Source organism: Shinella sp. AETb1-6, assembly GCF_009826875.1.
Lineage (GTDB): Bacteria > Pseudomonadota > Alphaproteobacteria > Rhizobiales > Rhizobiaceae > Shinella > Shinella sumterensis.
In genome coordinates this window covers 154,794-176,133 of sequence record NZ_WUMM01000005.1, presented here as the reverse complement: position 1 = coordinate 176,133, position 21,340 = coordinate 154,794, and the positions used below count along the sequence as shown (strand labels likewise).

The 21,340-nt window shown below is 63.6% G+C and carries 16 protein-coding genes; 7 read left to right on the top strand and 9 right to left on the bottom strand.

Annotation, left to right across the window (positions count from 1 at the left end; translation table 11 throughout):
* Nucleotides 1-11: 11 nt before the first annotated feature.
* The 5 genes from GR158_RS10725 to GR158_RS10705 are packed head-to-tail and all read right to left on the bottom strand — an operon-like array spanning nucleotide 12 to nucleotide 4,270.
* Nucleotides 12-983 (bottom strand): biotin-dependent carboxyltransferase family protein, encoded by a 972-nt coding sequence (locus GR158_RS10725; protein ID WP_160871086.1) that lies wholly within the window; start codon nucleotides 981-983, stop codon nucleotides 12-14.
* Nucleotides 973-1,848, bottom strand: coding sequence for an allophanate hydrolase subunit 1 (locus GR158_RS10720; protein WP_160871085.1), 876 nt, complete (start codon nucleotides 1,846-1,848; stop codon nucleotides 973-975). Before GR158_RS10720 ends, GR158_RS10725 begins: the two co-directional genes overlap by 11 nt.
* Nucleotides 1,848-3,233: an acetyl-CoA carboxylase biotin carboxylase subunit gene (locus tag GR158_RS10715; RefSeq protein ID WP_160871084.1), complete on the bottom strand. Its 1,386-nt coding sequence runs from the start codon at nucleotides 3,231-3,233 to the stop codon at nucleotides 1,848-1,850. Before GR158_RS10715 ends, GR158_RS10720 begins: the two co-directional genes overlap by 1 nt.
* Entirely contained in the window at nucleotides 3,230-3,472 is a 243-nt protein-coding gene (locus GR158_RS10710) for an acetyl-CoA carboxylase (protein WP_160871083.1), read from the bottom strand. The genes GR158_RS10715 and GR158_RS10710 overlap by 4 nt, the downstream gene beginning before the upstream one ends.
* Nucleotides 3,473-3,493: 21 nt before the next feature.
* Nucleotides 3,494-4,270, bottom strand: a complete 777-nt coding sequence (locus GR158_RS10705) for a 5-oxoprolinase subunit PxpA (protein ID WP_160871082.1) — start codon at nucleotides 4,268-4,270, stop codon at nucleotides 3,494-3,496.
* Between the two features lie 254 nt (nucleotides 4,271-4,524).
* On the opposite strand from GR158_RS10705, the gene GR158_RS10700 reads away from it, so the two are divergent.
* A complete protein-coding gene (locus tag GR158_RS10700) occupies nucleotides 4,525-5,427 on the top strand; it encodes a LysR family transcriptional regulator (RefSeq protein WP_160871081.1) in 903 nt (300 codons plus the stop codon).
* A 101-nt stretch (nucleotides 5,428-5,528) separates the two neighbouring features.
* Here the strand turns inward: GR158_RS10700 and GR158_RS10695 are convergent, their stop codons facing one another.
* Nucleotides 5,529-7,610, bottom strand: a complete 2,082-nt coding sequence (locus tag GR158_RS10695) for a hydantoinase/oxoprolinase family protein (RefSeq protein ID WP_160871080.1) — start codon at nucleotides 7,608-7,610, stop codon at nucleotides 5,529-5,531.
* A gap of 11 nt (nucleotides 7,611-7,621) precedes the next feature.
* A complete protein-coding gene (locus GR158_RS10690; RefSeq protein ID WP_134652338.1) occupies nucleotides 7,622-9,382 on the bottom strand; it encodes a hydantoinase B/oxoprolinase family protein in 1,761 nt (586 codons plus the stop codon).
* 241 nt (nucleotides 9,383-9,623) lie between these two features.
* Here GR158_RS10690 and GR158_RS10685 point away from each other — a divergent pair, with 241 nt between their 5' ends.
* Complete coding sequence (locus GR158_RS10685; protein WP_160871079.1) at nucleotides 9,624-10,589, top strand: helix-turn-helix domain-containing protein; 966 nt, start codon at nucleotides 9,624-9,626, stop codon at nucleotides 10,587-10,589.
* Nucleotides 10,590-10,618: 29 nt separating this feature from the next.
* On the opposite strand, the gene GR158_RS10680 is transcribed toward GR158_RS10685, so the two are convergent.
* Together GR158_RS10680 and GR158_RS10675 are read right to left on the bottom strand one after the other, a co-directional pair.
* A complete protein-coding gene (locus GR158_RS10680) occupies nucleotides 10,619-11,533 on the bottom strand; it encodes a response regulator (protein WP_160871078.1) in 915 nt (304 codons plus the stop codon).
* On the bottom strand, nucleotides 11,526-14,900 hold the full coding sequence (locus GR158_RS10675) for an ATP-binding protein (RefSeq protein WP_160871077.1): 3,375 nt from the start codon (nucleotides 14,898-14,900) through the stop codon (nucleotides 11,526-11,528). The genes GR158_RS10680 and GR158_RS10675 overlap by 8 nt, the downstream gene beginning before the upstream one ends.
* Nucleotides 14,901-15,129: 229 nt before the next feature.
* Between GR158_RS10675 and urtA the strand changes: the two genes are divergently transcribed.
* The 5 genes from urtA (at nucleotide 15,130) to urtE (ending at nucleotide 21,222) form a co-directional block, all read left to right on the top strand.
* The gene (urtA, locus tag GR158_RS10670; RefSeq protein ID WP_134652330.1) at nucleotides 15,130-16,422 is read left to right on the top strand and encodes an urea ABC transporter substrate-binding protein; all 1,293 of its coding nucleotides are present in this window, start codon (nucleotides 15,130-15,132) and stop codon (nucleotides 16,420-16,422) included.
* A 259-nt stretch (nucleotides 16,423-16,681) separates the two neighbouring features.
* Complete coding sequence (urtB, locus tag GR158_RS10665) at nucleotides 16,682-18,313, top strand: urea ABC transporter permease subunit UrtB (RefSeq protein ID WP_160871076.1); 1,632 nt, start codon at nucleotides 16,682-16,684, stop codon at nucleotides 18,311-18,313.
* Complete coding sequence (urtC, locus tag GR158_RS10660) at nucleotides 18,310-19,470, top strand: urea ABC transporter permease subunit UrtC (RefSeq protein WP_160871075.1); 1,161 nt, start codon at nucleotides 18,310-18,312, stop codon at nucleotides 19,468-19,470. The genes urtB and urtC overlap by 4 nt, the downstream gene beginning before the upstream one ends.
* 5 nt (nucleotides 19,471-19,475) lie before the next feature.
* Nucleotides 19,476-20,240 (top strand): urea ABC transporter ATP-binding protein UrtD, encoded by a 765-nt coding sequence (gene urtD / locus GR158_RS10655; RefSeq protein WP_134652323.1) that lies wholly within the window; start codon nucleotides 19,476-19,478, stop codon nucleotides 20,238-20,240.
* Between the two features lie 286 nt (nucleotides 20,241-20,526).
* Nucleotides 20,527-21,222 (top strand): urea ABC transporter ATP-binding subunit UrtE, encoded by a 696-nt coding sequence (gene urtE / locus GR158_RS10650; protein WP_160871074.1) that lies wholly within the window; start codon nucleotides 20,527-20,529, stop codon nucleotides 21,220-21,222.
* The last annotated feature ends 118 nt before the right edge of the window (nucleotides 21,223-21,340 follow it).

Genomic DNA, 21,340 nt, shown 5'->3' with positions numbered 1-21,340 from the left:
ATCGCCCTCTCCTATGCCAGCGCTTCGCGCAGCCGGGCGAGCGCTGTCCGGCGCTCGCCGCGTGCCGCCAGTGCCTCTTCCATCGTCACCTTGACGAAGCGCGTCGGCGTGTGCGGCTGGAGCTGGCCGATCAGATCCATGTCCGCGGAAATGACCGTGCCGACCATGAAGTAGCCGCCGCCGGATACGGCATCCCGATGCAGGATGATCGGCTCCGTGCCGCCTGGGACCTGGATCGAGCCGTAGGGGTAGCAGCTGTCGACGATGTTGGACGGGTCCGAACCGGCGCCGAAGGGCTGTTCGCGCTCGACGAAGTCGAGCTTCCGGCCGCCCTTGAAACGATAACCCATGCGGTCCGCCTCGTTTGCCACCTTCCATTCGTCGGCGAAGAAGTTCTCCTGCGACTGCTCCGTCACGCGATGCCAGTAGAGGCCGGGCAGAACGCGCAGTTCCGCCGGCATGCCGGGCTTTCGTTGCATGGCTTCGGGAACGCTCTTTCCCTCGCTCGCAAGACGACCCGTGCCGACCGGCAGTTCGTCGCCGGCAGCCAGCGGACGACCCTTGAAGCCGCCGAGCGCGCCGATCGGATAGGTCGAACGGCTTCCAAGCGCCTCAGGCACATCGATGCCGCCCGAGACGGCGATGCAGATGCGTGCACCGGATTTCAGGAAATCGAAGGTCAGCGTCTGCCCCGCCTTGATCTTGAAGGCGCTCCATCCAGGCTGAGCCACGCCATCGACCTTGGCCGGCATGTCTGCGCCGGTGACGGCGACAAGCGCGTCCTCGGTGAATTCGAGCTTCGGGCCGATGAACACGGCTTCAAGCCCCGCCGCGCCCTCGTCATTGCCGACGAGCAGGTTGGCTGCGCGCATGGCATAGCGGTCCATTGCCCCGCCGACGGGGATGCCGAGGTGGAAGTAGCCGGGACGACCGAGATCCTGAACGGTGGTCGCAAGACCGTGGTGAAGAACCTTAATGGCCATGGAGCAAGCCCTCCAGCTTGGCGTTTGTGCCGTCGATATCCTTCTGGTAGTCGCGCAGGTCGAACGTCACCTCGCGGATCGGCGGGGCAAACCGCCCCTTGTCGACATCCTCCACCGCCTGGTCATAGGCGTCACGGTCAATCGGCTTGAACTTCACGATGTCGCCGGGGCGGAAGAACACCATGAAATCGCGCAGGTAGCTGGTCGTCTGCGTCGGATCGAAGATCGGCATGGGCGTGATGCCGAACATCTGGTAGCCGCCTGCACCGCGGACCGAATAGATGCAGCCGAAGCAGCCGCCATGGCCGACAGTGAGCCGCGGCGTATCCGTGCGCGGCCTGAGGTATTTCGGCACCTGTATCTGCCGCTGGCGCTCGACCATCTGATACATGAAGGGAAGGCCGGCGACGAAGCCAACCATGGAGACGAACCACGGCGAGCCCGAATGGGCGCCGACGAAATCGTCGACGGAGCCGTAGCCATTGATGCGGGCCGCATAGTCCAGGTCGGTTCCCATCGGGTCCTGGTGACGCTCGCGAAAACGCATCAGCGTCTCGTGTGTCCACGGGTCGTTGTAGAAGACGGGGATTTCGACGATGCGGGTCTCCAGCACGGGCTCGGCCTTGGCGGCTGCGCCCTCGATGGCCTTGACCTCCTTCAGGACATCGTCCGGATGGATGATGTCAGGGTCGAACTTGATCTGGAACGAGGCGTTGGCCGGGCAGATTTCCGTTACGCCCCTGATGGCGCTATCGCGCACGCCCCTGGCCATGGAAAGGCTCTTGAAGAAGGCTTCAAGCGACATTTCCTCACTGCATTCGACGAACAGGTGCTCGTCGCCTCCGAATGAATATCTGGTCGTCATCAGGCAACCTCCGCCGTCGCGCCGGTCTTTGCGGCGAATTCCGTTTCAAGCCATCGTTCGAGAAAGCGGGTATCGAACGCACCGCGCGCCACGCTCGCATCGCTGGCAAGCGCCAGGTGCAGGGGAATGGTGGTGGGAATGCCCTCGATGACGAGGCCGCTCAGCGCCTGCCTCAGACGCTCCAGGCAGGCTTCGCGCGTTTCGGCCCAGACGATGAGCTTGCCGACGAGCGAGTCGTAGAACGGCGGGATCGTGTAGCCCTCGTAGAGCATCGTATCGAAACGAATCCCCTCGCCCTCGGGCACGACGAGGCGCGAAATCGTGCCCGGCGCCGGCATGAACCCCTTGGCCGGGTCTTCCGCGTTGATCCTGCATTCGATGGCATGGCCGAATGCCTCGACATCCGCCTGGCTGATCGACAAGGGTGCGCCGCCGGCCACGCGGATCATCTCGGACACAAGATCGATGCCGGTGATCATTTCCGTCACCGGATGCTCGACCTGGATGCGCGTGTTGACCTCGATGAAGTAGAATTCGCGCGTCGTTTCGTCATAGAGATATTCGACGGTTCCGGCACCGCGATAGGCGACCTCGCACGCCAGCGCGACCGCACTGTCGCACAGCTTGGCCCGCACCTCGGCCGGAAGAAGGAAGGACGGCGCTTCTTCCCAGACCTTCTGGCGGCGGCGCTGCAACGAGCATTCCCGCTCGAAGCAATGAACGAAGTTCTGGCCGTCACCGAGGATCTGCACCTCGACATGCCGCGCCTTGGTGATGACCTTTTCGAGATAAAGCCCACCATCGCCGAAGGCGGCGAGCGCCTCGGCGGAGGCTTGCGGGAAGTGACGCTCGAGATCCGCCAGGTCGGCGGCGATGCGGATACCGCGACCGCCGCCGCCGGCGGCCGCCTTGATCATGATCGGGAAGCCGGTCTTCGCCGCCACGGCCCGTGCTTCCTCGATCGTGGCAAGGCGCCCTGCGCTGCCCGGCACCGTCGGAACGTCGGCCTTGGCGGCAACGGCGCGGGCGGCGACCTTGTCGCCCAGAAGGCGAATGGCATCGCCCTTCGGTCCGATGAAGATGAGGCCTGCTGCTTCCACGGCGTCGGCAAAGTCGGCGTTTTCGGACAGGAAACCGTAACCCGGATGCACGGCATCCACGCCTGCGGCCTTGGCCGCATTCACCACGGCCTCGATGTTCAGGTAGGATTTCTTCGGCGCCGGCGATCCGATGTCGATCGCTTCGTCGGCGAGCTTCACCGCGAGCATGTCGGCGTCGGCGGCGCTGTGGACCTGTACCGTGCGGATGCCGAGCGCCTTCGCCGCCTTGATGATGCGCACCGCGATCTCGCCGCGGTTGGCAACGAGGATCGAGCGGATGGTCATGCGTCCACCTCGGCGATGACCTGGCCCGCCATGACCGGCTCCTCGTTCTCGACGAGGAAGGTGATGTTCTTGCCATCGACGCCGGCAGGTACCTCCTGGAAGGTCTTCATGACTTCGATCAGGCCGATCGCGTCGCTCGCCGCAACGCTGTCGCCATCCGCCTTGAACGGCGGCACGTCCGGCGAAGACGCGCGGTAGAAGGTGCCCGGCAGGGGCGATCTGATCTCGATCTTGCTCATGTTTTTCTCCACTCCAGAAGGTCAGCGCCCGGCCGAGGCCGAAACCGGCGCAATACGTATACCTGCTCCCACCAGCGCATCACGCATCTGGCGCACGATGTCGAATGCGCCGAGCGTGTCGGAATGGAAACAGATGGATTCGAAGGCGATATCGATGTCGCGGCCCGTGACGGTCCTGACCTTGCCCTCCTCGCAGGCACGCAGAACCTTGCGCGCGATGGCGGCGGGATCGGGCCGGCCGGCATCGCGGGTGAACACGATGGAGCCGCTGTCGTCATAGTCACGATCGGCGTAGAATTCCCGAACAACGGGCTGGCCCGCTTCTGTCGCGGCGCGGAACGTCGCCGAAGCACCCATGCAGAAGATGTAGGCATTCGGTTCGACGGTGCGCATGTATTGCACGAAGCTCTGGGAGAGTTCCGGGTTGACCGCCATCTCCATGTAAAGCGCGCCGTGCGGTTTCACATGCTGGAGGCGCACGCCGTGGCGATGAGCGAATTCCTTGATGGCGCCGACCTGGTAGACAAGATCGTTCACAAGCTCCTTGGCGGTGCCGGCGATCTTGCGACGGCCAAATCCCTGAAGATCGTTGTAGCCGGGATGGGCGCCGATGCCGACACCATGTTCGGCCGCGAGCCGCACCGTCTCGTCCATCAGGTTGGGATCACCGGCATGGAACCCTGCCGCGATGTTCGCCGAGCTGATCAGCGGCATGAGGGAAGCGTCGTCCGTATCGCCGACGCGCCAGCGGCCGAAGGCCTCGCCCATGTCGCAATTGATATCGACCACCTCACGCACCGTCTCAACCTCACATGCATATCTGAACAGGGAAACGCTAGGCCCATTAGGACCATTTGAAAAATTCTATTTTTCCATATATGAATTCTGAAAATCAGAACTGATTGCCTTGTTTTGCTGCGCCGCAAAAACATTGATAAACAACGCTCTAACCTGTTTGTGCCTTGAACAGGGTGGTCCGATGCTCATTTCGACGCCGCCTGTTCTGATTTTTCGATACCCTCGCGCAGCAAAACAGAATGGGAAGGACAACCATGACGCTGAGCCTTCGACAGATCCGCTACTTCGTCGCGACCGCCGAACTCGGCCAGATTTCGCAAGCGGCGGTCGATCTCTCCATATCGCAGTCCGCGGTGACGACGGCGATCAAGGAACTGGAGCGCACGGTCGGCGTCAGCCTCTTCCTGCGCACGCCGCACGGCATGGACCTGACGCCCGCCGGACGGCAGTTTCTGTCGCATGCCTACGAAATCCTGAAGAAGGTCGACGAGGCGACGCATCTCAATGTCGTCAGCAACGAGATCGAAGGCACGCTGACGGTCGCGGCGACCTATACCGTCATCGGCTACTTCCTGCCGCTGCACATCGAGCGGCTGCGGCGGCTCTTTCCCCGGCTGGAGATCCAGCTCTTCGAGCTCAACCGGGAATCCATCGAGGAGGGGTTGCTGAGCAACCGATACGACATGTCGGTCCTGCTCACCTCCAACATCCTGAACCCGGCCCTGATCACGGAGAAGGTGCTGAGCTCGACGCGCAGGCTCTGGCTGCCGGCCCAGCATCCGCTGCTGCAGGCCGAAACGGTGGGGCTGAGGAACATCGCCGACGAGCCCTACATCATGCTGACCGTGGACGAGGCCGCGCATTCCGCCCTGAAATACTGGAGCGCCACGCCCTATCAGCCGCGCGTCATCCTGCGCACCTCCTCGGTGGAAGCCGTTCGCTCGCTGGTCGCCAACGGCCAGGGCGTCGCCATCCTTTCCGACATGGTGCACCGGCCCTGGTCGCTCGAGGGCCGGCGCATCGAGACGGTGAACATCAGCGACACCGTGCCCGCCATGGATGTGGGCCTCGCCTGGCGGCGAAACATGGAGCTGACGCCCCCCATGCTCGCCTTCCGTTCGTACTTCCAGCAGGCCTTCCACCTGCCGGAACGCTGAGCGGACAACCACAGGAAGCACGGCCGCCGGCGCCGACATGTTGCCTGCCATTCCGGTCTCCCTGTTGCGAGGCATCGCTCCACCCGGAGCGGAGCGGATTCTCATTTTGCGCGTGTCAGCAGATAACTGCCGCTCTCATGCAGCACGCTGGTCCAGCCGGGTTCGATGACGATGGTCGTCGTCACCTCCTCGATGATGGCAGGACCCTCGATGCGCGCGCCGGCGCCGAACTTCGCGCCATCGTAGACCGGCGTGGAGGTGACCTTCCCGGATTGCTCGAAGATCGCATCGCGGTGGCCCTTCAGCGCAGCTTCCGCATCGGCGCCAGTCGCCAGTTTCGGCGGGCGCACCTTCTCGATGCGGCCGTAGAGGGTGGATTCGATGTTCACCACCTCCACCGCGCTGTGCCGTTCGGCATAGGTGTAAAGCTCCTCGTGCCGGGCGTGGAAGGCGTCCTTGACCTTCTCGATGGTGTTCTCATCGATCGGGAAGGTGCCGATATCCACGGTGCATTCATGCACCTGGCCGACATAGCGCATGTCGAGCGAACGGCGGATCTCGATCGCATCCCCCGCGAAACCATCGGCCTCAAGATGCGCAACGCCCTTGGCCTCGATCTCCTTGAAGAGGCCATCGATGCGTGCGTAGCTCGCAGGGTTGTCGAGCCGCACGGGAGCCGGCGCCATGTAGTTGTACTTCACATCGGAGATGATCTGGCCGAAGGCGCAGAGACCGGACGCAAGCTTGGGCAGGATGATCGTGTCGATGCCCATGTCCCGCGCCAGCGCCGTGATATGGGCGGCCGTCGCGCCCCCTGCCCCCACGAGGACGAAATCGCGCGGGTCGTAGCCGCGCTCGACAGAAACGCGCCTGATGCCGTTGACCATGTTGTTGTTGACGATGGCGAACATGCCATAGGCCGCCTGCTCCGTGGAGATGCCCAGCGGTTCGGCGACCCTCGCCACCGCCGCCCGCGCTTTCTCCACATCGAGCGGTAGCTTGCCGCCGAGCAGACCCTCGGGGTTGAGATAGCCGAGCACGAGATTGGCGTCCGACGTCGTCGGCTCCGCTCCGCCCCGGCCATAGCAGGCCGGGCCAGGCTCGGAACCGGCCGATTGCGGGCCGACCTGAAGAAGGCCGAGCGGGTCCACCCAGCCGATCGACCCGCCACCGGCGCCGAGCGTCTCGACCTGGATCATCGGAACACCGATGCGATAACGCAGGAAATCGATGTTCTTGTTGAGGTTGGTCTGGCCGTTGCGGGTGAGCGTGATGTCGAAGGACGTGCCGCCCATATCGACGGTGATGACATTCTCGTGGCCGAACGGCGCACCGGCATAGAGCCCTGCCTGTGGCGCGGAGGCCGGGCCGGAATTGATGGCGTAGACGGAACGGTCGGTCATGACCTGCCCGATGGCGAGCCCCCCGTTCGACTGGAAGTAGCGCACCGGCTGCTTGGCGCCGAGCGAGCGGAAATAGGCATCGACCGCCGTGATGTAACGGCGCATGACCGGGGCGAGATAGGCGTTCGTGACCGCCGTCGACGTGCGGGTGTATTCGCGCACCTGCGGATAAAGTTCGCTGCCGACCGTCAGCACGGCATCCGGCATCATCTCGCGCACGATTTCGGCCGCGCGCCGCTCGTGCGAGGGGTCGAGCACCGACCAGACGAAGGAGATGGCGACGGTCTCGATGCCCTCCTTGAGAAAGAGCCGGCACGCCTCGCGCACATCCTCCTCGTGCAGCGGCGTGCGCACGGACCCGTCGGACAGCACACGTTCGCGAACGCCGCGGCGTAGATAGCGTGGAACGAGCATCGTGGCGGCGGGATAATCCGGGTCGTAGCGGAAGCCATCTTCCTTGTGGCCGTTGCGGATCTCGATGGAGTCCTCATGGCCCGCCGTGCAGATCAGGCCCGTACGGCCGCCGCGATGGGTGATCAGCGCATTGAGGCCGACCGTCGTGCCGTTGATGCACAGGTCGCAGTTGGCGATGATCTCCTCGATCGGCCGCTGGAGATCCGCGGCAATCAGGCCAAGACCGTTCTCGATGGCTTTTGTGGGGTCGGACGGTGTGGAGAGCGCCTTGAACAGCCTGACCTCACCGGTCGCGCGGTCCGCAATGACGAAATCGGTGAAGGTGCCGCCGGCATCGATGCCGAGACGGTAGGAATGCATGGTCATGTCTGTCTTCCTTAAACAGCGGCTCTGAGCCGGTCGGTCTCGGCCGTATCGACATCAAGGGTCTCGAGGCTCACGATGGCGACGCCGTAGTCGAGCCGCGCGCCTTCCAGGGAGACGAGGCCGTTGCGCACATCGGAAACGACCTTTTCCACCGGCCGCTCGAACGGGTTGCCGAAGCCTCCGCCGCCCGGATTGAGATTGGTGATCGTCTGGCCGGGCTTGATGGTCTCGATGATGTTCTTGCGCTCGACCTGAACCGCGCCGTCACGCCGCAATTCGACGCGGCCCACCTTGGTATCGACCATGGCCGAGGTCGCACCGGCGGCACCCATCGCCGGAATGCGCCGCCCCTCGCCGAAGCCGATGCACAGCATGTCGCCGTTAAGCGGCTCGACTTCCCAGGCCGTGCCGGAACCGCCGCGGAATTTGCCGGCACCGCCGGAATCCGTCATCAGCGAATAGCGGTGGATGACGATGGGATAGGAATATTCGAGCAGTTCCACATCGCCCGAGGTGAGCGCGCCGAAGCAGCATTCCGGGCCGACGGCATGCCAGCCGTCCTGCTTGGGCGTCGCGCCGCCGCCGGAAATGATGGTGGCCAGCACCATGGTCACGAACTCCTCGTTGGTGCGGGAATCGCGGCCGGCGATGTTGAGGCCGTTGGCATGCCCCCAGGAGGCCGAGACCCGCGATGGCACCGCCTTCTCGAAGGCGAGGCGCACGGCATCCGTCAGCGTCTCCATTGGCGTCGTTGTGCAGTTCATATGCGGCGCGGGCTCCTGTGCGTTGCACAGCGTGCCCTTCGGCCCGAAATCGAGACTGACGCAGCGATAGAGACCTTCATTGTAGGGTGGCGGCAGGGCCGCAAACATCATGAGGCCCAGATAGACGCCGGAATGGGAATTTCCCTCGTAGGAGTTGATGAAATAGGGAATCTGCGGCGGGCTATCGATGGCGATATGGCAAGCGTCGCCGTTGATCGTCACCGTCGCCTTGATCTCGAAATCGCCGAAGCCGTGGCCGGCATCCTCCAGGATGGCGATGCCTTCATAGGTTCCGTCAGGAACCGTGGCGATCAGCGCGCGCATGTGCTTGTCGGCCATGTCGAGAAGCGTATCGACGCAGGCATCCACCTGCTCCTTGCCGTATTTGTCGAGCATGGCAAGAAGGTTGCGCTCCCCCACTTGGCAGGCGCCGATCAGGGCGCGGAAGTCTCCTTCCTGATCGCGGCGGGCACGCATGTTGGTGAGGATCATGTTCAAAACATCGTGGCGCGGCTTTCCGCGATCCCAGATCTTCACCGGCGGAATGCGCAGGCATTCGGCGTAGATCTCCGTGGCATTCGGATTGTATCCCGCCGGCACCGGCCCGCCGATATCGGTGAGGTGGCCCTTGCAAACGGTCCAGTAGACGAGCTCGCCCTTGTAGAAGACCGGCTTGTACATGCAGGTATCGATGGCGTGGCTGCCGCCGAAGGCCGGATCGTTGTGCAGGATCAGGTCGCCCTCGTGGATGTCGTCGCCGAAGAAGGCGGCGACCGCCTTCATGGCGGGAATGAGCGAGCCGAGATGGATCGGAATGTCCTGCCCCTGCAGGATCATTTCCGGCCGGGCGTTGAACAGCGCCGTCGAATAATCGTGCGCCAGGTTGAAGACCGACGAACGGGCCGTTTTCTCCAGCGCGAGCGTCATCTCGCGCTGTGTCGTCTCGAGCATGCCGCGCACCACCGAAAGGGTGATCGGGTCCACCTTGGAAGTCTGGGTATGGAGCATCGTGTTCACGCTGATTGAAGGCGAGAACCGACGGCCTGGAAACCGTTCGAATAGCTGAAATGTCTGTTCCCTGGGCCGCCGGTGTCTGTCGCACCGTTGAAGCCGGGTTCAATCTAGGCAGAGTTTTCCGGCCCGGTCTTTGCAGGCGGCGAACAACGGTTTGCGCTTGAGCGCACAAGCTGCCATTTTCATTGCCTGGCAGACATCATGTGCATACCTTTCAACGAAGAGGGAAAGCCGCATGAAGACGAGCATCACCACAAGCGCGACACGCGCACCCGATCGCAGCCGTCACTGGCACGAGGCCATCGCCTCGGCCTACTTCCCGCTCGACCTGCGCTTTCGCGAAGCCGACCGCTTCTCCGGCGACCTGACGACATGGCAGTTCGGCGACGTCTCGATTTCGCGGCTGACCTGCGATGCCTTGCAGTATCTGCGCCTGCCGCACCATTTTCGCGCCGCAAGGGAAGAGGAATTCCTCGTTACGGTTCCGGCAAAGGCGGAGGTGTTCTTCTCCCAGTGCGGTCGCGAGGTGACGTGCCGGCCGGGTGGCTTCTTCCTGGAGCGCAGCAGCGAGCCCTACCAGTTCAGCCATTCGGAAGCGGCCGACATGTGGGTGCTCAAGGTCGAGGCCGACGCGCTTGGCGGGCGCATGCGCGCGCCGGACCGCTTCTGCACCCTGCAATTCGAGGCCGACAACGGCGCCGGCGGCCTTTTCACCGACATGCTGCACCTCCTGCCCGCCCGCTTCGACGGCATGACGCAGGAGGCGCGCACGACGGTCGGCCGCCAGCTTGTCGATTTGCTCGTGCTTGCGATCAAGGCGGATGACCGCGTGTTGACATCCGGCAACTCGACGGTGCGCAGCGCCCATCTCGCCCGCGTCGAGGCCTATGTGCGCGCCAATCTCCAGGATTTCCGCCTCGACCCGGAACGTATCGCCGGGGCCTGTGGAATCTCCACCCGCTACCTGCACGAGCTGTTCAGGGATACCGGCGACACGATCCGCAACTGGATCCGCATCCAGCGTCTTTCGGCTTGCCGCGAGGCGCTTGCGGATGCCGGCAACGTGCAGACCGCCGCCGAGATCGCCTATAGCTGGGGCTTCAGCGATCAGACCCAGTTCTCCCGCGCCTTCAAAGCCCAATTCGGCCTGCCACCGGGAGAATACCGCGCGATGGCGTCAAAGGGCCGGATGAACGCGTAGGACGCCCGCGCCAGCCGGGCCACCCGATCCTAGATCTCGTGCAGCACGTTGGCGGCCTTCACGGCGGCGGAGGCGCGGTTTTCGACGCCGAGCTTGACGTAGATCTGCTCCAGGTGCTTGGTCACTGTTCGGGCGCTGAGGCCGAGGATTTCGGCGATGTCACGGTTTGATTTGCCCTTTGCGATCCACAGCAAGACCTCGGATTCGCGGTGTGTCAGCGAGAAGTGCTGGCGCAGGATCTCATCGTCGGAAAGGCGGCTTTCAGCCGTGAGGCGAAAAAGGAATTCGTCCGCGTCGATCCTGCCGAGGAAGGAGAGTTGCAAGCTTGCCTGCCCGGGCTGGCGGATGGCGAAGGTGGTTTCGCGGGACGCGCCGCGCATCTTCATCCAGTCACGGATATGATCGGAGACGACGTCGAGACCCTCGTCGCTGCCCGTCGCGGCGTTGACCAGCCGGGTCGCCTGCGGGGTCGACCAGCGGATCTTGCCCTCACTGCTCACGGCCAAAAGGTGCCGCCCGGCTGCATCCAGCGCCACGCGGGCGCTCTGGGCGGAGCGGGCATTGGTGAGATGCACGCGGATGCGCGCCCGCAGCTCGTCGATATTGATCGGCTTGGTGAGATAATCGACGCCGCCGGATTCCAGCGCCCGCACCACATGCTCCGTCTCGGTGAGGCCGGTCATGAAGACAACGGGAACGGGGCTGATGGCAGGGTCGGCCTTCAGCCTGAGGCAGGTCTCGAAGCCATCCATGCCGGGCATGACGGCGTCGAGCAGGATAATGTTGGGCGTGATGCGGCTGACGATATTGAGCGCCGAAGCGCCCGACGTGGCGATCAGCACGGAGAAGCCGGATTGCTCCAGTGCTTCCGTCAGGAATCCCAGGGCCTCGGGGGAATCGTCGACGAGAAGGACGATGTCGCGGGGAATGGCTGTCTCAGTCACGGGCGGCGGCGTCCTTCCGATCCATGGTTTTCAGGAAGGCATCATAGCCGGCGAGGTCGAAAACCTGAACATAGGCGCGCACGGCTTCCGCGAAGGGCTGGTGTTCCGGCACGCCGGCGATTTCCGCGAGTTTCGCCTCGATGCCCCTGATATAGCCGATCTCGCCGAGACGGATCAGCTCGCGCACATGGTCTTCCTCCGGAATGACGATGCTGGTTTTCGAGCGATCGTCTATCGCCGCATCATCGTGATAGATCCAGTCGAGGCCCATATGCAGGGCGAGCTTGTCGGTGAGCTCTCGCAGGTTGAACGGTTTTGCCAGCATGTCGTTGTGGCCGGAACGGGCCGTCGTGCCATCGCCGATATTGGCCGAGAGCATGATAACAGGAGCCGGCTGGGCCCGCGCGCGCAGGCGTTCGACCAGCTCCCAGCCGTTCATGCCGGGCATGGAAATATCGACCAGGAAGAGATCGGGCTTCAGCCCCTCGACGAGCGACAGGCATTCCTCGCCGCTTGTTGCGGTGAGCACGGTGAAATCGAGCGGGCGCAGCACCTCTTCCATGAGATTGCGGTGGTCCGCATTGTCGTCGACGACGACAATGGTGCGGCGTGGGCCCCTGTAGCCCTTGATGCGCTGCACGGCATCCTTCGCAGCCACAGGGCGATCGACGGCCGACAGCATGAGGCGGACACGGAACTCCGTGCCCTTGCCCCATTCACTGGTGACGGAGATTTCCCCGCCGAGCGTCTGGGTCAGAAGGCGCGTGATGGTGAGGCCGAGACCGAGGCCGGGCATGCGGCCGTGCTCGGCGCCGCCGCGCTGGAACGGCTCGAAGATGCGCGACAGGTCCTTTTCCTGAATGCCCTGGCCGCTGTCGCTGACGGTGAAGGTCGCAACCTGGCTGCGATAGGCGACATCAAGGCGGATCGCACCCTGATCGGTGAACTTCAGCGCATTGGAGACGAGGTTGACGAGGATCTGGCGCAGCCGCTTGTCATCGGTGCGCACGTAGCGCGGAAGGTTTGCCGGGCGGCTGTGCTCGAAGGCGACGCCTTTGGCCTGCGCCTGCGGACGGAACATCTCCACGATCTGGTCGAGAAAATCAGGCAGATGGATTTCGTTGGAATAGACCTGAAGCTTGCCCGCCTCGATCTTGGAAATATCGAGCAGGCCGTCGATGAGGCCGGAAAGGTGATCGGCGCTGCGCTTGATGACGCGGATGGCGTTCTGGCGTTGCGGCGGGATGCTCTCGTCGCGCTCCAGCACCTGCGCATAGCCGAGCACGGCATTGAGCGGCGTGCGCAGCTCGTGGCTCAAGCCCACGACATAGCGGCTCTTGGCGCGGTTGGCCGCCTCGGCCGCCTCCTTTGCCTGCTGGAGGGCGGCGTCGGTCTTCTTGTGCGCGGCGATTTCCTTGAGGAGAAGCGTGGTCTGGCGGGAGGACTCCTCCTCCGCCACCACCCGGCTGTCATGGGCCAGCACATAGAACCAGCAGACCACGCCCGCGACCACCGCGAAGACGAAGAAGACGACAGCGATGGTGCGCTCCACCACGGCCGCTGTTTCCGGGGAGTGGGTTCCGACCTGGTGGGCGATCATGGCGAGGATGACGCCCATGCCCGCGATGGAAAGAACGGCGGCGATGCCGTAGCGGCCGAGCCTCGTGCCGAGAGCCCGCACCGCCGTCGCGGGCAATATGGTTTTCGCCACCCCGGCGATCTGCGCATTGAACCGCGCCTTCGGCTTGCACAGGTCGTGGCAGCGGCTGTCGAGCGAGCAGCAGAGCGAACAGATCGGCGCGGCATAGGCCGGGCACCAGGCCATGTCCTCGGGTTCGAAAGGGTGCTCGCAGATCGAGCAGGTGATCGAGTGCTCGAGCGCCCAGCTGCGGCGCGGCTTGCGGGCAAGGTAGTATTTTCCGCCCGTCGCCCAGGCGATCAGCGGCGAGGCAATGAAGGCCACGATGGCGGCGATATAGGGTGCGAGCGACGCCGCGATTTCGCCGAACGCGCCGAAATGGGCGGTCAGTGCGATGACGGCCGACAGCGTCATGGCACCGAGGCCGACCGGATTGATGTCGTAAAGATGCGCCCGCTTGAACTCGATCCCGGGCGGCGACAGTCCAAGCGGCTTGTTGAGGAAGAGGTCCGCCGAAATGGTGCAGAGCCACGCCATGGCGATGATGGAGAAGACGCCGAGCGTTTCCTCCAGCAGCCTGTAGATGCCGAGTTCCATCAGGAGCAGAGCGATCGCGACGTTGAAGACCAGCCAGACGACGCGGCCGGGATGGCTGTGGGTCAGGCGTGAGAAGAAGTTCGACCAGGCGAGCGACCCGGCATAGGCGTTCATCACGTTGATCTTCAGCTGCGACACCACCACGAAGGCGACCATCAGCAACAGCGCCGCCATGTCCCACGGCAGCATGTAGCCGAAGGCCGTGTAGTACATCTGCGCGGGATCGGCCGCCCGGGTAGAGGGCACGCCTGATGATAGCGCCAGCACGACGAGGAAGGAGCCCGCAATGAGCTTCGGCGCGCCGACGATGACCCAGCCGGAGCCCGCGAGGAAGACGGCGATGCGGTGATGCAGCTTGCGCTGCCCGTCCGGCGGCAGGAAGCGCAGGAAGTCCACCTGCTCGCCGATCTGCGCCATCAGCGCGAAGATGACGGCCGAAGCCGCACCGAACTCCACGAGGTTGAACGGCGCATAGGTGCCGGGCGGGCCGGAAGGATGATGCAGGCCGGAATAGGCGAGCCATTCACCCACCTTCTGCCAGTCCGCGAAGGCGATGAAGACGAAGGGCAGGATGTTGAGCACGATCCAGAACGGCTGGGTGACGAGCTGGAAGCGCGAGATGAGCTGCACACCGTGCGTGACGAGCGGGATCACCACGATGGACGATATGATATAGCCGATCCACAGCGGCAGGCCGAGCGCAAGCTCGAGCGCACCGGACATGATCGAGGCTTCGATGGCAAACAGGATGAAGGTGAAGCTCGCATAGATCAGCGAGGTCAAGGTCGAGCCGATATAGCCGAAGCTTGCGCCGCGCGTCAAAAGATCGATGTCGACGCCGTGGCGGATGGCATAGCGGCTGATCGGCAGGCCGACCACGAGGATCATCAGGCTGGCGACCAGCGTCGCCACGATGGCGTTGGTGGTGCCGTAGGACATGGTGATCGCCCCGCCGATCGCCTCCAGCGCCAGGAAGGAGATCGCACCGATGGCGGTCTGCGAGATGCGGTCGGATGAAAACCGGCGCGCGCTCTTGGCGGTGAAGCGCAGCGCATAGTCTTCCAGCGTCTGGTTGGCGACCCAGCGATTGTATTCGCGGCGGATCGGTATGATGCGCTGGCGTGCGGCCATCGTGTGCTGCTGTCCCCTGGGCCGTTTGTCGGCCGTCTGGCAATGTTCCTAACACAGATGCGCCGGCCCCGAAATTGGTGCGCCGCCGCAAAAGCTTCCCGCTTACCCCTGCCTTCTACGCAATATGACGTATGTGCAGCGCAGCATGCCTGTCGGATAGTCCCCGCAGCAACGGCCAAAAACAACCAATCCGCCCCGTTGCGGTCAAACGAACAGAGGGGTTCAGACCATGTCCATCAAGAGGCGCGCCACCGGCGCATTGCTCGCAGCCATTCTTTCCACCACGGCCTTCCACGGCGCATTCGCGGCCGACGACACCATCAAGGTCGGCATCCTGCATTCGCTTTCCGGCACCATGGCGATTTCCGAGACGACGCTCAAGGACGCCATGCTGATGCTTATCGATGAGCAGAACAAGAAGGGCGGCCTTCTGGGCAAGAAGCTCGAGGCCGTCGTGGTCGACCCGGCCTCCGACTGGCCGCTCTTTGCCGAAAAGGCCCGTGAACTCATCTCCGTCGACAAGGTATCGGCTGTCTTCGGTTGCTGGACCTCGGTGTCGCGCAAGTCCGTGCTTCCCGTCTTCGAAGAGCTGAATTCCATCCTCTTCTACCCCGTCCAGTACGAGGGCGAGGAAAGCCAGCGCAACGTGTTCTACACCGGTGCGGCACCGAACCAGCAGGCCATCCCCGCCGTCGATTACCTGATGGCGAACGAAGGCGTCGAGCGCTGGGTGCTTGCCGGCACCGACTACGTCTATCCGCGCACGACCAACAAGATCCTCGAAGCCTACCTGAAGTCAAAGGGTGTGGCCGCCGAGGACATCATGATCAACTACACGCCTTTCGGTCATTCCGACTGGCAGACGATCGTCTCCGACATCAAGAAGTTCGGTTCGGCCGGAAAGAAGACCGCCGTGGTCTCGACCATCAACGGCGACGCCAATGTTCCCTTCTACAAGGAACTCGGCAACCAGGGCGTCAAGGCGGAAGATATCCCTGTCGTCGCCTTCTCCGTGGGCGAGGAAGAACTCGCAGGCCTCGACACCGGCCCGCTCGTCGGCCACCTCGCGGCCTGGAACTACTTCCAGTCCGTCGACAACCCGGCGAATGCCGAGTTCATCAAGACGTGGCAGGCCTTCACGAAGAACGACAAGCGCGTCACCAACGACCCGATGGAAGCCCATTACATCGGCTTCAACATGTGGCTGAAGGCCGTCGAGAAGGCTGGCACCACCGATACGGATGCCGTGCTCGACGCGATGATCGGCGTTTCCGTGCCGAACCTTTCGGGCGGCTACTCCACCATGATGCCGAACCACCACATTACCAAGCCGGTTCTGATCGGCGAAATCCAGACCGACGGTCAGTTCGAGACCGTGTGGGAAACGCCCGGCCTCGTCGTGGGCGACGAATGGTCGGACTTCCTGCCCGACTCCAAGGACCTGATCGCCGATTGGCGCAAGCCCATGGAATGCGGCAACTTCAACGTCGCCACCGGCAAGTGCGGCGGCAAGGGTTCGTGACCTGAAAGGATGAGCGGGGCAGCGATACCCCCTCATCCGGCCCTTCGGGCCACCTTCTCCCCGCTGGGGAGAAGGCAAGGACGGCAAACGCTCTTTTTTTCTTCATTCGCCTCGCCGGAACCGCCAGCGTATCGGTTTCACCCCTTCTCCCCTCGGGGAGAAGGTGCCGGCAGGCGGATGAGGGGGCCTCTCGCCTTCCAACGAAATCATCATCCCGTCCCGTCGGGATGCTCCATCTTTCACTCACCGAGGACGTGACATGCACGCGCGGCTCATCCATCGCTTCCTGCAATGCCTGCTCGTCGCGTTCTGCCTGACGGTGACGCTGCTTGCGACCGATCTGAGGGCGGCCGACGATCTTCGCACCATGGTCAACGCACTGGGCGGTGGCAACTTCCAGCAGAACCAGAAACAGGTGGAAGCACTGGCGAAGACCGGCGATCCCAGGATCGTCCCGGCGCTGGAAGCGCTCTCGGAGGGCGATCTCTACCAGCGCAAGGCCGATGGCACGGTCTTCATCGTCAAGCCGGCCGGTTCCAATTTCACGCTGATCGACGCCGTCACCGGCGATGCGGCCGGCGAAGAGGCGAAGGCCGCACTGGAAAAGATCAAGGTCAACAACGGCCTGCGTCGCACCATCCGCGCGGCGCTCGGCGGCCTGACGCTGATGAGCCCCGATACGGGCGTGCGTTTCCAGGCGGCAAACACCATTTTGCGCACCCCCTCGGCCGACGCGCTCGACGGCCTCGATGCCGCGCTCGCCGCCGAGACGGACGGCACAGTCCGCGCCGTGCTCGAAAAGGCCCGCGCTGCGTCCGTACTCGTTTCCGACCGACCGGTGGACGAGAAGAAGGCGGCGGTCGCGACGGTGGTCGAGACCGGCGGGCGCGACTCGCTCTCGCTGCTCTCCGCAGCACTGGCCACGGCCGACGAGAGCCTTCGCCCCGATATCGAGGCCGGCATCACGAAGATCGAGGACCGGCAGGCACTGTGGGCCGCCGGGCAGAACGTCTGGTACGGCCTGTCGCTCGGTTCCGTCCTGCTCCTGGCGGCCATAGGTCTTGCCATCACCTTCGGCGTGATGGGCATCATCAACATGGCGCATGGCGAGATGGTGATGCTCGGCGCCTACACCACCTTTGTGGTCCAGCAGATCATCCGCACGTCCTTCCCAGGCCTGTTCGACTGGTCGCTGGCCATCGCGCTGCCGCTCGCCTTTCTTGTCACCGGCGTGGTCGGCCTCGCCATCGAGCGCGGCATCATCCGCTTCCTTTATGGCCGGCCGCTCGAAACGCTGCTCGCGACCTGGGGCGTATCGCTCATCCTCCAGCAAGCCGTGCGCTCGATCTTCGGGCCGACCAACCAGGAAGTCGGCAATCCGTCCTGGATGTCCGGCGCGTTCGATCTCGGCGGCATGACGATCACCTGGAACCGCATGTGGATCATCGTCTTCTCGCTTGCCGTGTTCGCCTTTCTCCTTTTCCTGCTCAAGAGGACGCCGATGGGCCTGCAGATGCGCGCCGTTACGCAGAACCGCCGCATGGCCTCTTCCATGGGCATCAGGACGCCCTGGGTGGATGCCCTCACCTTCGCGCTCGGCTCCGGCATCGCCGGCATTGCCGGGGTCGCGCTCAGCCAGATCGACAATGTCTCGCCCAATCTCGGACAGGGCTACATCATCGACAGTTTCATGGTCGTGGTGTTCGGTGGCGTGGGTAACCTGTGGGGAACGCTTGTCGGCGCCTTCACGCTCGGCATCCTCAACAAGTTCCTCGAGCCCTATGCGGGCGCAGTGCTCGGCAAGATCCTCGTGCTCGTGCTGATCATCCTCTTCATCCAGAAGCGGCCACGCGGGCTCTTCGCACTCAAGGGAAGGGCGGTGGAAGCATGATCACCTCATTTGTCCTCAAGGCGCTCGACCGCAACATCGTCTGGGTCACGGCACTGCTGCTGGTGATCGCGGCCCTTGTTCCCGCGCTCAACCTCATGACGGCGCCGGACCACCCGCTGCACATTCCCACCTATATCGTCTCGCTGTTCGGCAAGTACCTTACCTATGCGCTGCTGGCGCTGGCGCTCGATCTGGTCTGGGGTTTCTGCGGCATCCTTTCGCTCGGCCACGCCGCCTTCTTCGCGCTCGGCGGTTATGCGATGGGCATGTATCTGATGCGCCAGATCGGCGCGCGCGGCTCCTACGGCAATCCGCTGCTGCCGGATTTCATGGTGTTCCTCAACTGGAAAGAGCTGCCCTGGTTCTGGTACGGCTTCGACATGTTCTGGTTCGCAGCCCTGATGGCGGTGCTGGTGCCGGGCCTGCTTGCCTTCGTCTTCGGATGGTTCGCCTTCCGCTCGCGCGTCAATGGCGTCTATCTCTCCATCATCACCCAGGCGATGACCTTCGCCCTGCTGCTTGCCTTCTTCCGCAACGACATGGGCTTCGGCGGCAACAACGGCCTCACCGACTTCAAGGATATTCTCGGCTTCAACATCCAGTCGAACGGCACGCGCTCGGCGCTCTTTGCCGCCTCGGCCATCGCACTGGCCCTCTCGCTGGTCATCACATCCGGCATCGTGCGCTCGAAATACGGCAAGGTCCTCATCGGCGTGCGCGATGCGGAAAGCCGCACCCGTTTCCTCGGCTATCGTGTGGAGCACATGAAGCTCTTCGCCTTCACGGTCTCGGCCATGATGGCAGGCGTCGCCGGCGCGCTCTATGTGCCACAGGTCGGCATCATCAATCCGGGCGAGTTCGAGCCGGCCAATTCCATCGAGGTCGTCATCTGGACGGCGGTCGGGGGACGCGGCACGCTGATCGGCCCCATCGTCGGCGCGATCCTCGTCAATGGCGGCAAGAGCATCTTCACGGCCGCCTTCCCGGAATTCTGGCTCTTCGCTCTCGGCGGCCTGTTCGTTGTCGTCACACTGTTCCTGCCCAGGGGCATCGTCGGCACCGCGCGGCAGGTCATCGAGCGGCGGCGCGAATACCGCAAGGTCCGCCAGGCCGAGGCGGCACGCGCCCTTGCAGCAGAACCCCAGGCGGCGGAGTAACGGCCATGAACACGCTCGCAAGCAATGCGAAGCCCACCAGTATCCTCTATCTCGACGGCGTCTCCGTTTCTTTCGATGGCTTCAAGGCGCTGAATTCGCTCTCCTTCGTCATCGAGCCCGGCGAACTGCGCGCCATCATCGGCCCGAACGGCGCGGGCAAGACGACCATGATGGACATCATCACCGGCAAGACGCGACCGGACTCGGGCGAGGTCTTCTTCAAGGGCACGGTCGATCTCACCCAGAAGGACGAGGCGGAGATCGCCCAGCTCGGCATCGGCCGCAAGTTCCAGAAGCCGACGGTGTTCGAAAGCCATACGGTCTGGGACAATCTGGAACTGGCGCTCAACCGCAAGCGCGGCGTCTTCTCGACGCTGTTCTATCGCCTGACGGCCGAGGACAAGGAGCGCATCGAGGAAATCCTCTCCACCGTGCGTCTCACCAACCGCAAGGACGACTATGCCGCCAATCTCAGCCATGGACAGAAGCAATGGCTGGAGATCGGCATGCTCTTGGCGCAGGAGCCGGAACTGCTTCTGGTCGACGAGCCCGTCGCCGGCATGACGGACGCGGAGACGACGGAAACGGCGCTCCTTTTGAAGGAGATCGCCAAGACCCGCTCGGTGGTGGTGGTCGAGCACGACATGGGTTTCATCCGCGATCTCGGCGTGAAGGTGACATGCCTGGCCGAAGGCTCCGTCCTGGCCGAAGGCTCCATCGATTTCGTCAGCGCCGATCCGAAGGTGATCGAGAACTATCTGGGGAGATGAGGGTGTATTCGGTATTTTCGTCGTTGGAATTCGCCGCAGCGATACCCCCCTCCGCCCTGCCGGGCATCTCCCCTCTTGAGGGCAAGGGCAAGCCCCTCTGGAATGCAATCATCGCCACGATCCCCTTCTCCCCGGGGGGAGAAGGTGCCGGCAGGCGGATGAGGGGGAGGTCTGAGGCGGAAATGATTGACATGATCCAATCGTGCCGCCCCCTCATCCGACCCTTCGGGCCACCTTCTCCCCGTGGGGGAGAAGGGAGTGCGGCATCGTCCTGCGGAGATTTCCCATGCTGAACGTCGAAAAAGTCAACCTCCACTATGGCGCGGCGCAGGCGCTGCGCGGGGTCTCGCTGACCGCGGAGATGGGCAAGATCACCTGCGTGCTCGGGCGAAACGGCGTGGGAAAGTCAAGCCTGTTGCGCGCCATCACCGGCCAGCATCCGCTTTCGGGCGGCTCCATCGGGTTCAACGACGTCAAGCTCGACGGCATGGCGCCCTATAATCGTGCCAAGCAGGGCATCGGCTATGTGCCGCAGGGCCGCGAAATCTTTCCGCTGCTGACCGTGAAGGAGAATCTCGAATCCGGCTATGCCCCGTTGAAGCGCTCCGAGCGATTCATCCCCAACGAGATCTTCAGCCTCTTCCCGGTGCTGCACACCATGCTCGGCCGGCGCGGCGGGGATCTCTCCGGCGGCCAGCAACAGCAACTCGCCATCGGCCGGGCGCTGGTGACACGGCCCAAGATCCTCGTTCTCGACGAACCGACGGAGGGCATCCAGCCCTCCATCATCAAGGATATCGGCCGGGCGATCCGCTACCTGCGCGACTCGACGGGCATGGCGATCCTGCTGGTCGAGCAATATCTCGATTTCTGCCGCGAACTCGCCGATCACGTCTACATCATGGATCGCGGTGAGATCGTGCACGAGGGCGCGGCCGAGACGCTCGATACGCAAGAGGCGCGACAGCACCTCACGGTCTGACGCGGACCTTCAATCCACAGGCACGACATCCCCGAACCCGCCGCTGCTTCAGCGGCGGGTCGTTTGTGTTCACGGCTTTCCTGCGCACATCGTCATCGCACGCTTTACAAATGACAGA